Source organism: Bradyrhizobium sp. CCBAU 51627, from assembly GCF_028128765.1.
In the GTDB taxonomy this organism is placed as follows: Bacteria; Pseudomonadota; Alphaproteobacteria; order Rhizobiales; family Xanthobacteraceae; genus Bradyrhizobium.
Genome location: NZ_LBJG01000088.1, coordinates 22,913 through 35,612 on the forward strand (window position 1 = coordinate 22,913; position 12,700 = coordinate 35,612).

Sequence of the window (12,700 nt, forward strand, 5' to 3'; positions counted from 1 at the left end):
TTGACTCAAGATGCGGTCCGATCGCGGCTGTTTTGCCCGACGGGTCACGGACGGCTGGATGCGCCAGGCGATCGCGGCTCTCGTTGGGTGTTGAGCGTTAAAAGGATATGCTGGTGTGGGCTATAGTGAGCAGAAGCGGAATTCTGCGGTAGGGGCGGGGTTAGTTCTCGGTCGTACCAAGAACGCGCAGCCAGGAGGGACCAAGGATGCCACGCAAGATCATGTCCGGGATCGCGTATGTGCTCGCCGTCGCGGCGCTCGCGCTGTCCGCTCATTCTGCATCCGCGCAGACGGGGGTCGAAAAGCTCTACATCCTCAACTGCGGGGAGGGTGTCGCCGGCGATATCTCGCGCTGGTCGCCCGGGGTGAATGAAGGCAAGTCGATGGATTTCGTCGACACCTGCTATCTCATCAAGCACGGCCAGAGCTGGTTCCTGTGGGACACCGGCATTCCCGACGCCGTCGCAGCGATGCCGAACGGGCTCGTGCCGGCCGATCCCAAGGCCGTCACCTGGCGGCGTCCAAAAACGCTTGCCGCGCAGCTCGAGCAGATCGGCGTGAAACCCGCCGACGTCAAGGCGATGGGCGTCTCGCATACGCATCCAGATCACATTGGAAATGTCGAGCTGTTCCCGCAGGCGACACTCTATGTGCAGAAGGCCGAATACGACTGGCCCGGCGCCAACAACCAGCCGCGCTTCAAGCTCTCGCATCCGGTCGAACTGCTCGCGGGCGACAGGGACGTGTTCGGCGACGGCAGCATCACCATCCTGTCGACGCCCGGCCACACGCCGGGACACCAGTCGCTGATGGTGAGACTGCCGAAGACCGGCGTGGTGGTGCTGTCAGGCGATGCCGCCCACTTCAGGGACAATTACGACAACCGGCGCGTCCCCACGATGAATGTCAGCAAAGAGCAGTCGGTCGCCTCGATGCAGAAGATCGCCGACATCGTTTCGAAGGAAAAGGCGCAGTTGTGGATCAATCACGACAAGGCGCAGCGCGACACCCAGAAGATGTCGCCGGAATTTTACGATTGAGGCGGGATCAGCTCTTCGGTGCTGTGACCGCCGGCGGGCTCGGGTCCTGAGTCTTCTTTGGCTTCAGCGTGCCGGCATAGAACGAGAGCAGCCACACCAGGAGCACGGCGAGGAGGTAGACACCCCAGGCCTGCGGCGGCGTCATGGCCCAGCGCAGCAGGTCTTTGAAGGTGCGGGGCGGGCGATTGTCGTCGGTCATGCTGCGCTTGTGCGCGAAAGCGGAGGCGCGGTCAATCCGGCCGCGACGTGGCGCGGATCAGAAACAGCGCAGCCAGCGCCGAGAGGCTGAGGGCGGACGAGACCATCAGCACCTTGGTGCCCATAACGTCGATCAAAAGGCCGAACGCCAGCGGCGCCACGGCCTGCGCCATGCGCGCCGGCGCGCCGATGATGCCGAGGCGATAGCCGAAATCCTTCGGGCCGAAGATCGCGAGCGGCAGCGTGCCGCGCGCGATGGTCAGGATGCCGTTGCCGGAGCCGTGCAGCAGCGCAAAGGCGCTTGCGGCTGGGGCGCCGAAGATGGCGACGACGGCGGCTCCGATCGGGTGGGTGAGGCAGGCGAGCCGGGTCGACCACAGCGGATGAAAGCGGCTCAGGATGCTCGCTTCGAGAATGCGCGCCACCACCTGCGCCGGGCCGATCAGGGCGCCGGCCGCGATCGCCTCGACATGCGTTGCTCCTGCTGCCTCGAGGATGCGCGGGAAATGCACGGCCATGGCCCCGGTCACCGTCCAGACCGCCGCGAAGACAAAGGCGAGCAGCACCATCGTGCGATCGAGCGGCAAATGCGGCTTCTCGGCGGTCGCGGCTGCCTGCTTGGCGCCCTTGATCGCGGGCAGCATGAAAAAATTCAGCGGCAGGCCGATCAGGATATTGGCCGCAGCCCAGGCGAAACACGTCTCGCGCCAGCCGACATGGGCCAATCCCCAGGCGGTGAGCGGCCAGCCGACGGTCGAGGCAAAGCCCGCCATCAGCGTGATGCCGGTGATCGAGCCGCGGGCTTCGGTGCCATAGATGCGGCCGAGCGCAGCGAAAGCGGCGTCATAGAGTCCCATCGCCATGCCGATGCCGAGCACGAGCCAGGCGAACGCCATCACCGGAACGGATTGCGAGAACCCAAGGAGCACGAGGCCCGCCGCGATGGTCAGGTTCGAGGCCGACAGCACCTGCCGTCCGCCGACGAGATCGATTTGCCGGCCGATGCGCGGCCCCAGCATCGCGGAGATCACGAGCGAAGCCGAGAACGCGCCAAAAATCCAGTTCGAGGAGACCCCAAGGTCCTGCGCCATGGGATCGGCGAGCAGGGCTGGCAGATAATAGCTGGAGGCCCAGGCCAGGGTCTGCGTCGTGCCGAGCGCGAGGATGATCGGAAGCTGGCGCTGGCTCATGTCCCCGTGTTTCTGGTCGGCAGTGTCATCGGTTCCATTTGCAGCCGGCAGTGCCAGCGCGTCAACCGCGTCCGAGACATATTCGATCTGCTTGTGGATGGGAGCCTGGATCGAAGCTGGTCTGCGGCCTTCCGCTCGTCACGAATGCACGCCATAATGGCGCATGCAATTGACCTCGCGCCTCGCGCTGACGAACTGGCTGGCCAGCCAGGGGCTCACCGGCCTTCCCGAACCCGAACTCCTGCGCGGCTTCTGCGAGCGCTGCCGCGCCGAGGGCCTGGAACTCTCGCGCGGCCTCGTCGTCATCGATACGCTGCATCCGATCTATGAGGGCCGCGCCTTTCGCTGGAGCGATACCCCGACCAACGAGAGCGACGTGATCGAATATGGCTCGACGGCGGAGGGCGATGCGGCCAAGAATTGGCGCCGCTCGGTGTTCTATCATTTGCTCGAGCATGGCCACGACGAGATGGTGATCGACCTCGCCGACGCGCCCTCGCTCGATTTCTCGCAGATCGGCGATCTCGCCGAAAACGGTCACCGCCATTTCCTGGCTTTCGTGCACCGCTTCGGAGAGACCGGAGCGCTCGGTCAGATGGACTGCCTCTATTCCTACTGGACGACACGGCGTGAGGATGGCTTTGCCGAAGCCGAGCTCGCCGCGCTGCGCGATCTCGTGCCGGTGCTGGGGCTTGCGATCAAATCGGCGCAGCAGGTCGACATCGTGCGGACGCTGGGGCGGGTCTATCTCGGACGCGATGCCTCGGAGCAGGTCTTGCGCGGACGCATCTCGCGCGGCGTCACCGAGCGGATCAATGCCGTGCTCTGGTACTCGGATCTGCGCGGCTCGACCGGGATCAGCGAGAGCATCGGGCCGGACGAGATCATCCCGTTCCTCAACGACTATGCGCAGGCCGTGATCGACGCGATCCATGAGGCCGGCGGCGACGTGCTGAAGCTGATCGGCGACGGCGTGCTTGCGATGTTCTGGGGTGAGGACATGGCGGACGCACGGCGGGCCGCGTTGCGGGCCGAACACCTGTTCCGCCAGAATGTCGCGGCACTGAATGCACGCCGGGCGGCCGAGGGCCGCCCGACCACGTCGGCCTATATCGGACTGCATGTCGGCGAGGTCTTTTACGGCAATATCGGCAGCGAGGACCGGCTCGATTTCACCGTGGTGGGACCGACCGTGAACGAGGTCAGCCGCATCGCCTCGATGAGCCGCTCGGTCGATCGCGAGCTGTTGGCTTCGGCGGAATTCTACAAGGGCCTGGACGCCGCCGGCCGCCGCTATCTCGTCTCCACCGGCCGCTACGCGCTCCGCGGCATCGGCCGCGCGCAGGATCTCTACACGCTCGATCCCGAGGTCGATGCGAGCGAGCCGGTGACCGGGAGCTACGAGCGGTATCTGGCGAACTAACACCGGGCCGCCGCTTCGTCCCCCACCATGGCCGGCTGCCGGTCCAGCGCCACGGCCGGCGACAGCCAGATCACCAGCGCCTGCGCACCGAAGACCGCGGCGGCGAGATAGAGGCACGCTTCCGCGCTCCAGAGGCCGCCGACAGTCGCGCCCAACGCCGAGCCGAGCGGGCGGGCACCGTAGCTCATGATGTTGATGGCGGAGACGCGGCCGAGCAGGCGTGGCGGCGTCACCGACTGGCGCAGCGTCGTGGTCGAGATCACCCACAAGATCGGACCGACGCCGAGCAGGAAGAAGCTCAAGGCCGCGAGCCAGGGAGAGGGTACCAGCACCGTCAGCGCCATCACGAGGGCCGCAATGAAGCCGGTGACCGGGCCGAGGCCGACGACCGTGCCGAAGGCAATGCGCTGCATCACGCGCGTGGCGACAAGCGCACCGATCACCATGCCGACGCCGTACATCGTCAGCACGGTGCCGACGCCGGCGGCGGTCAGACCGAGATGGCGCACGGCATAGGGCACGAACACCGCGATCTGCAGGAACCAGCCGGTATTGAAGATGAATTGGGTGATGAACACCGGCCGCAGCAGCGGATGGTGGAAGACGAAACCCGCGCCTTCGCGAATGTCCTGGAACGGATGGCGACGCGGCCCCGGGGTGCGCGCCGGCTCATAGAGGCCAGAGAGCAGCATCACGGCGATCGCCGAGAGCGCGGCGGCAAAGCTGAAGGCCGGGCTCGCGCCCCACCACCCCACCAGCGCGCCGCCGAGCGCAGGGCCGCTTGCGAAGGCGATGGTGCGGGCAAGCTCGATGCGGGCATTGGCCGCCGGCAGGAGCTCTGCGCTCACCAACGAAGGCACCAGGGCCGGCGCGGCCACGCTGTAGACGACGGTGCCGCACACGGCCGCAAAGCCGAGCAGCGCGAGCAGCGGCAGATTGAGCGCGCCGAATGCGAGCAGAAGGACGATGGCAGCCAGCGCTGCAGCGCGCAGGGCCTCGGCGCCTGCCATCAGCGCGCGGCGCGAGATGCGGTCCGCAAGCAGGCCGGCGGGGATGGCGAACAGGACGAAGGGCAAGGTGAGGGCGGTCTGGAGCAGGCCGGTCTGGCCCTCGGCCACCCCCAGCGTCAGCACCGCGACGATGGGGGCTGCGGCCAACGCAATCTGCTCGGCCGACTGGGCCGCGAGGTTGGACCAGGCGAGGCGGTTGAAGGTCTCAGGGAGATGGGACGGATTTGACATGGCGCATTTCCTGCAAACTCTTGATGGTGCCAGTATCGGGGCCTTGGGACGGCCAAACCCACCCGCTTCCCGACAGGGCCGGGGACGATGGTGGCAGCGGGAGCCGATGCGGCTAGATGCACTTGCAAATGAGTTGCAATAAAAGTCGAATTCGGTATTCTCGTCACATGGATGCCCGATCGCCCGAGCTGCCCCCCGACGCTGCCGGCTGGCGCGCCGACGCCCCGACCACGAAGAGCCTGGCTGAGGTGAATGCCAGCGTCTCCATCCCCACGACGGGGACGTGGTGGCGGCGGCTGCTGGCCTTCGTCGGCCCGGGTTACATGGTCTCGGTCGGCTACATGGACCCCGGCAATTGGGCGACCGACCTCGCCGGTGGATCGAGGTTCGGCTACACGCTGCTCGCGGTCATCCTGCTCTCGAACCTGATGGCGATCCTGCTGCAGTCGCTGGCGGCACGGCTCGGCATCGTCACGGACCGCGACCTCGCACAGGCCTGCCGCGCCAGCTATTCGCCGGCGGTGAATCTCCTGCTCTGGCTTGCCTGCGAAGCGGCGATCATCGCCTGCGATCTCGCCGAGGTGATCGGCACCGCAATCGCGCTGAAACTTCTGTTCGGCATTCCCCTGATCGGCGGCGCGCTGATCGCGGCCCTCGATGCGTTCCTGCTGCTCGTCCTGATGAACCGCGGCTTCCGCTTCCTCGAAGCATTCGTCATGGCGCTGCTGGCGGTGATTGCGGTCTGCTTCGCGGTCCAGATCGTCGCTGCCGCGCCGCCTGTCGCGGACGTGCTGCGCGGCTTTGCGCCGAAGAGCGAGATCTTCACCAACCCAGAGATGCTCTACATCGCGATCGGCATCATCGGCGCGACCGTGATGCCGCATAATCTCTACCTGCATTCTTCCATCGTGCAGACGCGCGCCTATGCGCGCAACGACGAGGGCCGGCGCGACGCCATCAAATGGGCGACGACGGATTCCACCATTGCGCTGATGCTGGCGTTGTTCATCAACGCCGCGATCCTGGTGGTGGCGGCCGCGACCTTCCACACCAGCGGTCATTCCGACGTTGCCGAGATCGGCCAGGCCTTTGAGCTGCTCTCGCCGCTGCTCGGTCTCGGCATCGCCTCGACGCTGTTCGCGGTGGCGCTGCTGGCCTCGGGCCTGAATTCAATCGTCACCGCGACGCTCGCCGGCCAGATCGTGATGGAAGGCTTTCTCGACCTGCGCCTGCCGAGCTGGGCGCGGCGCCTCGTCACGCGCGGCATCGCCATCGTTCCGGTGATCGTCGTCACCGCGATCTACGGCGAGCGTGGCACGGGAGATCTCTTGGTGTTCAGTCAGGTCGTGCTGTCGATGCAGCTGCCCTTCGCGGTGATCCCGCTGGTCCGCTTCGTCTCCGACCGCCGCAAGATGGGGCGGTTCGCGATCGCGCCCTATGTCGCCGCGATCGCGTGGATCGTCGCGGGCGTGATTGTGGTTTTGAACGTGAAGCTGCTGGTGGATGCGCTGTTCGGGTGACCGCGCTAATCCTGCGGCTCGGACGCCGCATCGCCCTGCGCGTCGATGCGCAGCCAGCCTGAGGGCGCGAGGCGCTGCTGCGGCAGGAAGCGGGCCTTGTAGTCCATCTTCTTGGAGCCCTCGATCCAGTAACCGAGATAGACGTAAGGCAAGCCTTGCCGCCGCGCACGGGCGATGTGGTCCAGGATCATGAAGGTGCCCATCGAGCGGCTGACCTGGTTCGGATCGAAGAACGAATAGACCATGGACAGGCCGTCGCTGAGCACGTCGGTGAGCGCGACCGCGATCAGCTCTTCGCCGCGGCCGGTGAGGCCGCTGTCGGGACCGCGTTTGCGGTACTCGATGATGCGGGTCTCGACATGGCTGTCCTCGACCATCATGGCGTAGTCGAGCACCGTCATGTCGGCCATTCCGCCATGGCGGTGTCGGGCGTCGAGATAGGCGCGGAATATTGAATATTGCTCGGAGGTCGGCACCGCGCTGCGCTGCTCGCCGATGATGTCGGCGTTGCGCGCCATCACCTTGCGGAAATTGCGGGACGGGCGGAACTCGTTGGCAATGACGCGGACCGAAACACAGGCGCGGCACTGGTCGCAGGCCGGCCGATAGGCGATGGACTGGCTACGGCGGAACCCGCCATGGGTCAGGAGGTCGTTGAGATCACCGGCGCGGTCACCCACGAGGTGCGTAAACACCTTGCGCTCATGCCGTCCCGGCAGATACGGGCAGGGAGAGGGCGCCGTGAGGTAAAACTGTGGGGTGTCGCGCGAGTGCTGGGTCAAGGGACGTCGTGGGCCTCCGAACTAGATCTCAGCATCGCGCTACGGAAGCCCTTGGTCAATCGGTCTGCTCGGCAGGTTTGATCAGTCAGCTTAGTCGATCCTGGTTGATAGGTCCTTGATCACCAGGTCCTGGCGGTCTGGGCCACGGGCGCCCGGACGGAATTGTTGACGACGACCGTTCCCAGCACGAAATCGTGCAGCAGACGGCGGCGTCCGTTGAACAGGCCGACCAGCACCACGAAGGGCGACAGGAACGAGACTGTCACCCAGAACAGCACGGCATGAGTGGCGCCGAGGACAAAGTAACCGGGCGCGCCGTACCAGGTACGCAGCTCCAGATCCATGATCCGCATCCCGATCGTCGCCGAGGAGGGACCGCCGATGCAGGCGCCGTAATAGACGATGGCCCAGACCACGGAGGCCGGCCAGGCCAGCCAGAACAGTGCCCAGCCGATGCCGAGCGTCACCACACCGAACAGGGCGATGAAGATGTAGCCGAGGATGACGGGGACGGAGATCACGACCATGTCGATCAGGAATGCAAACACCCGCCGCGTTGCGACACCGCGGAACAGTTCCGGATGCAGATAGGGATCATAGGCGTGCGGCTGCGCGGCACCGTCATTGCGCCAGGCATTGCCCGAATCCGAATACGACATGTCCGTTCTCCCAGCGAAAACTCCGCAAGGCAGGACATGGGAACAGGCTCTTCCCCTGCCAAGGGCGCAGCCAGCTTAACAAGCCGAAATATTCCGGCGATTCGGGGGCGGGGGAGCGCTTGCGCGGTCCGTGATTTGCATCATGCCGCGACGGGTTGAGCCCGCACAGGGACATTTCGATGGCTCGTCAGGTCGAACTACGTTGCCGGTGCGGCGAGGTCCGTGCCGTGGTCACGAGCGTGTCGCCGCGGACGGTCAATCGCGTGGTCTGCTACTGCGACGACTGCCAGGCCTTCGCACATCAGCTCGGCGGCGCCGATCTGCTGAATGCGAACGGCGGCAGCGACATTGTCCAGGTCGCGCCATCGACGCTGACGTTCGTGCAGGGACAGAGCCGGATCGTGGGGGTGCGACTGAGCCCGAAGGGTCTCTATCGGTGGTATGCAAACTGCTGCAACACGCCTGTTGGCAACACGCTTTCCCCGAGCGTTCCCTTCGTGGGGATCCTCGCGCAGGCGTTCGAGGGCGGCGCGCCGGCGGTCGACGAGATCGCCGGACGGCCGATCGGCGCGATTCTCGGCAAGTACGCCGTTGGCGAGCCACCAGCGGGCTCAACGGGCCTTAATCTGTCCCTCGTGCTGCGCGCCGTAGGCAAGGTGCTTGTCTGGAAGGTGCGGGGCAAGGCATGGCCGCATCCGTTCTTCAAGCGGCAGACGCGCGAGCCGATCTATCCAATCACCGTGCTATCGCGCGAGCAACGCGATGCGTTACGCCCCTTATGTGGACCTCAGTCGAACGCGCAAGCAACGGGGCGAGTCTAGCAGCGGTCGGCGACTCTGCGCTCGTGTCCCGGACAAGCGCCGCAAAGCAGCGCGCACAGCCGGGACCAGAAGGCACTAGCGAGATCGCGGTGAGATGGGCCCCGGATCTGCAACGCATCACGTCGCAAGTGCGCCGTGCCGCATTGCGTCCGGGGCACGAGCTTACCCTTGGGCCCGCAGCTTCTCCGCCGCCTTCGGCGCAAAATAGCTGAGCACGCCGTCGGCGCCGGCGCGCTTGAAGGCGAGCAGGCTTTCCATCATCGCGCGGTCGCCGTCGAGCCAGCCGTTGCCCGCGGCGGCTGCGATCATCGCGTATTCGCCGGAGACCTGGTAGGCGAAGGTCGGCATCGCGAACGTGTCCTTCACGCGGCGGACCACGTCGAGATAGGGCATGCCGGGCTTGACCATCACCATGTCGGCGCCCTCCGCGATGTCGAGTTCGACCTCGCGCAGCGCCTCGTCGGTGTTGGCGCTGTCCATCTGGTAGGTGCGCTTGTCGCCGGTGAGCGTCTTGGCCGAGCCGATGGCATCACGGAACGGGCCGTAGAAGGCCGAGGCGTATTTCGCGGCGTAGGCCATGATCTGAACGTCGAGCAGGCCGGTGCGGTCCAGCGCCTCGCGGATCGCGGCGACGCGGCCGTCCATCATGTCGGAGGGCGCGATGATGTCGCAGCCGGCTTCGGCCTGCACCAGCGCCTGGCGCACCAGCACGGCGACCGTCTCGTCGTTCAAGATCTTGCCGTCGGAGATCAGGCCGTCATGGCCGTGGCTGGTGAAAGGATCGAGCGCGACGTCGCAGAGGAGGCCGATGTCGGGAAACTCCTTCTTGATTGCGCGCACCGCCCGGCAGACCAGATTGTTCGGGTTGGTCGCTTCCGAACCTTCCTCGTCGCGCAAGGACGGATCGGTGTAGGGAAACAGCGCGATGCAGGGGATGGTGAGTTTCATGGCGCGCTCGGCCTCGCGCACTGCCTGGTCGACGCTGAGGCGCTCGACGCCGGGCATCGAGGCAACCGGCTCGCGCTTGTTGTCGCCGTCGATCAGGAACAGCGGCCAGATCAGATCGTCAGTGGTGAGCACGTTCTCGCGCACCATGCGCCTGGCCCATTCGGCCTTGCGGTTGCGGCGCGGGCGAACGGTCAGATCGAGGGCATGGGGCACCGCTGCACCCGTCCCGCGCGCGACCTCGCGCAATTCGATCGGACGTCCGTATTTGATCGCCATGACTCTTCTCCCGGCTGGAATTATTCTTATACCAGCTCGCATGGTTCCCGTCACCGCGGCTTGACCTCCCGCAAGGTGATGGCAGCCGATTGATTTTGCGAGGCGAAACAGCCAGAAGGGGGCCATGTCCGAGATCTCCACCCGCGATGCGGCCCGCGACAGCGCCAATACCAGGGACGCCATCAGAGACAATGCGCGAGACAGCGCGATGTCGGTGGCGGCAATCTCGTCGGAGCGGGCCGCGTCCGACGACAGCGTCTGGACCCGCCGGCTGGTGCTGTTCCTGCGGGTGATGGCGCTGCTGTCTATTCTCAAGGGCCTCTATCACTGGGCGCAGGTCACCGGCTTCGTCGGCGGCGAGGACGAGGCGTTCGAGAACCAGTCGATGGCCTGGCAGGCCTCGACCATCTACTTCGCGGTCATCGAGCTCGTCGCTGCGGTCGGTCTCTGGCTTGCCACGCCCTGGGGCGCGGTGGTGTGGCTCACCACCGTGGTCTCGATGGCGGTGATCGAATTGATGTTCCCGGGCATCTACGGCGGCAGTCTGGTCGTCGTGGGCGTCGAGGCCTTCATGCTCGCCGCTTACCTGGCGCTCGCCTGGATGGCCGCGCGCGAACGGCCGCCGTAGCGCGCGCTTCTTGCAGGACGGGTAGAGCGCAGCGAAACCCATCGATAACATCCAAGGTCAGACATGGTGGTTTCGCAAGGGCTCAACCCATCCTGCGGTCTGTTCAGATCCGGGACGTGAGGGCGAACTTCGCGACGTCGCGGTGACTTGGTTGACCGCTGGTTGCCTCAAATTCGAGGTAAGTTTTCGTTGACCTGGCGATTTCGGCCACAGCTCTTACGCGTGCGTTTCGAAACGGGGCGGGGCTGTTCTGGAATGTGACAGCAGGGGCGGACGGAGGGTGAACAAGACCTTGCGACGGTCAACAGACGGTTGCGAAAAGTGCTTCTGGCACAGGCTTAATCCGCAATTCACTGTCTTAAATTCATGATCTCTTTATTCTCTTATTTAAGCCGATCTTCAAACGCCCCCCTTAAGTTGCGCCTATCAGACGGGACACAAGTTTCGTCGAATAAGTGTCGATAAAAACGACAACAGGGGAAGTGTCATGATGAAAGCCGTCGCAACTGCGGCAGATACCGCAGAGCGCGTTTCGGGCCCGCAGGGTTCGGTGCAGTCGCTCTATCTGGAAGCATTGACTCTGGTGGAGCGGCTGCATCGCCGGCTCCTCGACGTGATCAAGGACGAGTTCGATCGTCGTGGCCGCGCCGACATCAATTCCGTGCAGGCACTCCTGCTCTATAACATCGGCGACAAGGAGCTGACCGCGGGCGAGCTGCGCACGCGCGGTTACTATCTCGGCTCCAACGTCTCCTACAATCTGAAGAAGCTCGTCGAGCTCGGCTTCCTCGATCATCAGCGTTCGCGCGTTGACCGCCGCTCGGTGCGCATCCGCCTGACGCCGCAGGGCCAGGAAGTCCGCCGCATCGTCGACGCGCTCTACCAGAAGCACGTCAAGACGGTGGAGCAGGTCGGCGGCATCTCCGGCGAGGAGTTCTCGACCCTCAACAAGTCGCTGCACCGCCTCGAGCGGTTCTGGACCGACCAGATCCTGTACCGCCTCTGAGTTTAGAGGGATCAAGGCCAAGCCGGCCCGCAACAAGACCGGCAAGCCTCCCTGATGTGCCTGACTTCCCCAAGCGCGCCGGCCCGGCTTTGCCCGGACCGGTGCGTTTTGATGTCCTTTCGCGCTTGCAAAAAAATCCGCCCGATAGGTGGAACCGGTCCCTCGCGTCGCAGTTGTCTTTCTGGATCGGAGGATGCGATGCTGGTCGAACGCGGGTTGCAGGCAATGAACGTCGAACTCGTGAGCGATGCCTATGCCATCGCCGCGAATTACCTGCGCCGCTCCGGTGCGATCCCCGATACGCTCGCTACCAACGAACGCCTGCTCGAGATCATCATCAAGCTGCTCCAGCACGGTGAATTCAACAAGATCAGGCTCGCCAACAAGGCGATTGCTCGCTTTGAAGCGTCGCCCGAGGCCAGAGCGGTTGCCTGATCAAGACTCCAAAAATTCAAGAGAGCCAGAGGGTGCCATGGAAGCTGCCATCGACCGCATCATGAAGACCTATGACCTGCTCGCCAATCGCACGGCGGCAGCGAGCGAGGAGGCGCGGGAAAAGGTGACGCAGTACATCCACACCCTGATGGAAGCAGGCGAGAAGGACACGCACAGGTTGACGGTTTGCGGCCTGACTTATCTGCGCCAGCTCGACGGCAGCATTGACCCGGTGAAGGCGGGGTATACCGGGCTGTAGACGGGAAGGCCCGAAGGCCGGCAGGTCCGGGGCCAATTTGGTTTCCAAGGGGCCATCGGGCCCGTTCGCAGGGAATTTGGGCCCTGACCGGCCAGTCCGCGTCTCAATGCCGGGCTGTCCCGTAAGCTTCCGGGGCTCAAGATCCCGGCGATCTCCACCATATCTGGCATAATTCCCCCGCCCGACCCGCAAATGCTTGGCCGGGGGCGGGCGATGTGGTAGATCGCGCTCGCCGCTTCCGATCGCCACACCAAGACCCCCGTAGCCCACCAAG

Annotated in this window: 14 protein-coding genes; 8 read left to right on the top strand and 6 right to left on the bottom strand. The window is 65.0% G+C overall.

The features are described from left to right. The first annotated feature begins 206 nt into the window (after positions 1-206). The gene (locus tag XH88_RS32420) at positions 207-1,040 is read left to right on the top strand and encodes an N-acyl homoserine lactonase family protein (protein WP_271672280.1); all 834 of its coding nucleotides are present in this window, start codon (positions 207-209) and stop codon (positions 1,038-1,040) included. Between the two features lie 7 nt (positions 1,041-1,047). Here XH88_RS32420 and XH88_RS32425 read toward each other — a convergent pair whose 3' ends face one another. Continuing rightward, positions 1,048-1,239: a hypothetical protein gene (locus XH88_RS32425; protein ID WP_271672281.1), complete on the bottom strand. Its 192-nt coding sequence runs from the start codon at positions 1,237-1,239 to the stop codon at positions 1,048-1,050. Between the two features lie 31 nt (positions 1,240-1,270). Next, on the bottom strand, positions 1,271-2,428 hold the full coding sequence (locus XH88_RS32430; RefSeq protein ID WP_271672282.1) for an MFS transporter: 1,158 nt from the start codon (positions 2,426-2,428) through the stop codon (positions 1,271-1,273). A gap of 163 nt (positions 2,429-2,591) precedes the next feature. Here XH88_RS32430 and XH88_RS32435 point away from each other — a divergent pair, with 163 nt between their 5' ends. Further along, positions 2,592-3,851, top strand: coding sequence for an adenylate/guanylate cyclase domain-containing protein (locus XH88_RS32435; protein ID WP_271672283.1), 1,260 nt, complete (start codon positions 2,592-2,594; stop codon positions 3,849-3,851). On the opposite strand, the gene XH88_RS32440 is transcribed toward XH88_RS32435, so the two are convergent. Next, the gene (locus tag XH88_RS32440) at positions 3,848-5,092 is read right to left on the bottom strand and encodes an MFS transporter (protein ID WP_271672284.1); all 1,245 of its coding nucleotides are present in this window, start codon (positions 5,090-5,092) and stop codon (positions 3,848-3,850) included. The two genes, XH88_RS32435 and XH88_RS32440, sit on opposite strands and share 4 nt — an antisense overlap. Positions 5,093-5,259: 167 nt before the next feature. Between XH88_RS32440 and XH88_RS32445 the strand changes: the two genes are divergently transcribed. Next, positions 5,260-6,612 (top strand): Nramp family divalent metal transporter, encoded by a 1,353-nt coding sequence (locus XH88_RS32445; protein ID WP_271672285.1) that lies wholly within the window; start codon positions 5,260-5,262, stop codon positions 6,610-6,612. Positions 6,613-6,617: 5 nt separating this feature from the next. On the opposite strand, the gene XH88_RS32450 is transcribed toward XH88_RS32445, so the two are convergent. Both XH88_RS32450 and XH88_RS32455 read right to left on the bottom strand, forming a co-directional pair. Beyond that, positions 6,618-7,394: an arginyltransferase gene (locus XH88_RS32450; protein ID WP_271672286.1), complete on the bottom strand. Its 777-nt coding sequence runs from the start codon at positions 7,392-7,394 to the stop codon at positions 6,618-6,620. 119 nt (positions 7,395-7,513) lie between these two features. Next, entirely contained in the window at positions 7,514-8,053 is a 540-nt protein-coding gene (locus XH88_RS32455; RefSeq protein WP_271672287.1) for an RDD family protein, read from the bottom strand. 179 nt (positions 8,054-8,232) lie between these two features. On the opposite strand from XH88_RS32455, the gene XH88_RS32460 reads away from it, so the two are divergent. Beyond that, positions 8,233-8,874 carry a DUF6151 family protein gene (locus XH88_RS32460; RefSeq protein ID WP_271672288.1) on the top strand — a complete coding sequence of 214 codons (642 nt, stop codon included), beginning with the start codon at positions 8,233-8,235 and terminating at the stop codon, positions 8,872-8,874. Between the two features lie 162 nt (positions 8,875-9,036). Here the strand turns inward: XH88_RS32460 and hemB are convergent, their stop codons facing one another. Continuing rightward, positions 9,037-10,098, bottom strand: a complete 1,062-nt coding sequence (gene hemB, locus XH88_RS32465; RefSeq protein WP_271672289.1) for a porphobilinogen synthase — start codon at positions 10,096-10,098, stop codon at positions 9,037-9,039. A gap of 124 nt (positions 10,099-10,222) precedes the next feature. On the opposite strand from hemB, the gene XH88_RS32470 reads away from it, so the two are divergent. From XH88_RS32470 to XH88_RS32485, 4 genes are all read left to right on the top strand, one after another. After that, positions 10,223-10,726, top strand: a complete 504-nt coding sequence (locus tag XH88_RS32470) for a DUF6163 family protein (protein ID WP_271672290.1) — start codon at positions 10,223-10,225, stop codon at positions 10,724-10,726. A 487-nt stretch (positions 10,727-11,213) separates the two neighbouring features. Next, positions 11,214-11,732: a transcriptional regulator LdtR gene (ldtR, locus tag XH88_RS32475; RefSeq protein ID WP_128966623.1), complete on the top strand. Its 519-nt coding sequence runs from the start codon at positions 11,214-11,216 to the stop codon at positions 11,730-11,732. 198 nt (positions 11,733-11,930) lie between these two features. Then, entirely contained in the window at positions 11,931-12,167 is a 237-nt protein-coding gene (locus XH88_RS32480; RefSeq protein WP_271672291.1) for a hypothetical protein, read from the top strand. A 37-nt stretch (positions 12,168-12,204) separates the two neighbouring features. After that, on the top strand, positions 12,205-12,426 hold the full coding sequence (locus XH88_RS32485) for a hypothetical protein (RefSeq protein ID WP_271672292.1): 222 nt from the start codon (positions 12,205-12,207) through the stop codon (positions 12,424-12,426). Positions 12,427-12,700 lie beyond the last annotated feature (274 nt).

Excerpts from the sequence above, each read along its gene's own strand:
- XH88_RS32420 (WP_271672280.1), top strand. The coding sequence starts at position 207 with ATGCCACGCAAGATCATGTCCGGGATCGCGTATGTGCTCGCCGTCGCG.
- XH88_RS32425 (WP_271672281.1), bottom strand. The coding sequence starts at position 1,239 with ATGACCGACGACAATCGCCCGCCCCGCACCTTCAAAGACCTGCTGCGC.
- XH88_RS32430 (WP_271672282.1), bottom strand. The coding sequence starts at position 2,428 with ATGAGCCAGCGCCAGCTTCCGATCATCCTCGCGCTCGGCACGACGCAG.
- XH88_RS32435 (WP_271672283.1), top strand. The coding sequence starts at position 2,592 with ATGCAATTGACCTCGCGCCTCGCGCTGACGAACTGGCTGGCCAGCCAG.
- XH88_RS32440 (WP_271672284.1), bottom strand. The coding sequence starts at position 5,092 with ATGTCAAATCCGTCCCATCTCCCTGAGACCTTCAACCGCCTCGCCTGG.
- XH88_RS32445 (WP_271672285.1), top strand. The coding sequence starts at position 5,260 with ATGGATGCCCGATCGCCCGAGCTGCCCCCCGACGCTGCCGGCTGGCGC.
- XH88_RS32455 (WP_271672287.1), bottom strand. The coding sequence starts at position 8,053 with ATGTCGTATTCGGATTCGGGCAATGCCTGGCGCAATGACGGTGCCGCG.
- XH88_RS32460 (WP_271672288.1), top strand. The coding sequence starts at position 8,233 with ATGGCTCGTCAGGTCGAACTACGTTGCCGGTGCGGCGAGGTCCGTGCC.
- hemB (WP_271672289.1), bottom strand. The coding sequence starts at position 10,098 with ATGGCGATCAAATACGGACGTCCGATCGAATTGCGCGAGGTCGCGCGC.
- XH88_RS32470 (WP_271672290.1), top strand. The coding sequence starts at position 10,223 with ATGTCCGAGATCTCCACCCGCGATGCGGCCCGCGACAGCGCCAATACC.
- ldtR (WP_128966623.1), top strand. The coding sequence starts at position 11,214 with ATGATGAAAGCCGTCGCAACTGCGGCAGATACCGCAGAGCGCGTTTCG.
- XH88_RS32480 (WP_271672291.1), top strand. The coding sequence starts at position 11,931 with ATGCTGGTCGAACGCGGGTTGCAGGCAATGAACGTCGAACTCGTGAGC.
- XH88_RS32485 (WP_271672292.1), top strand. The coding sequence starts at position 12,205 with ATGGAAGCTGCCATCGACCGCATCATGAAGACCTATGACCTGCTCGCC.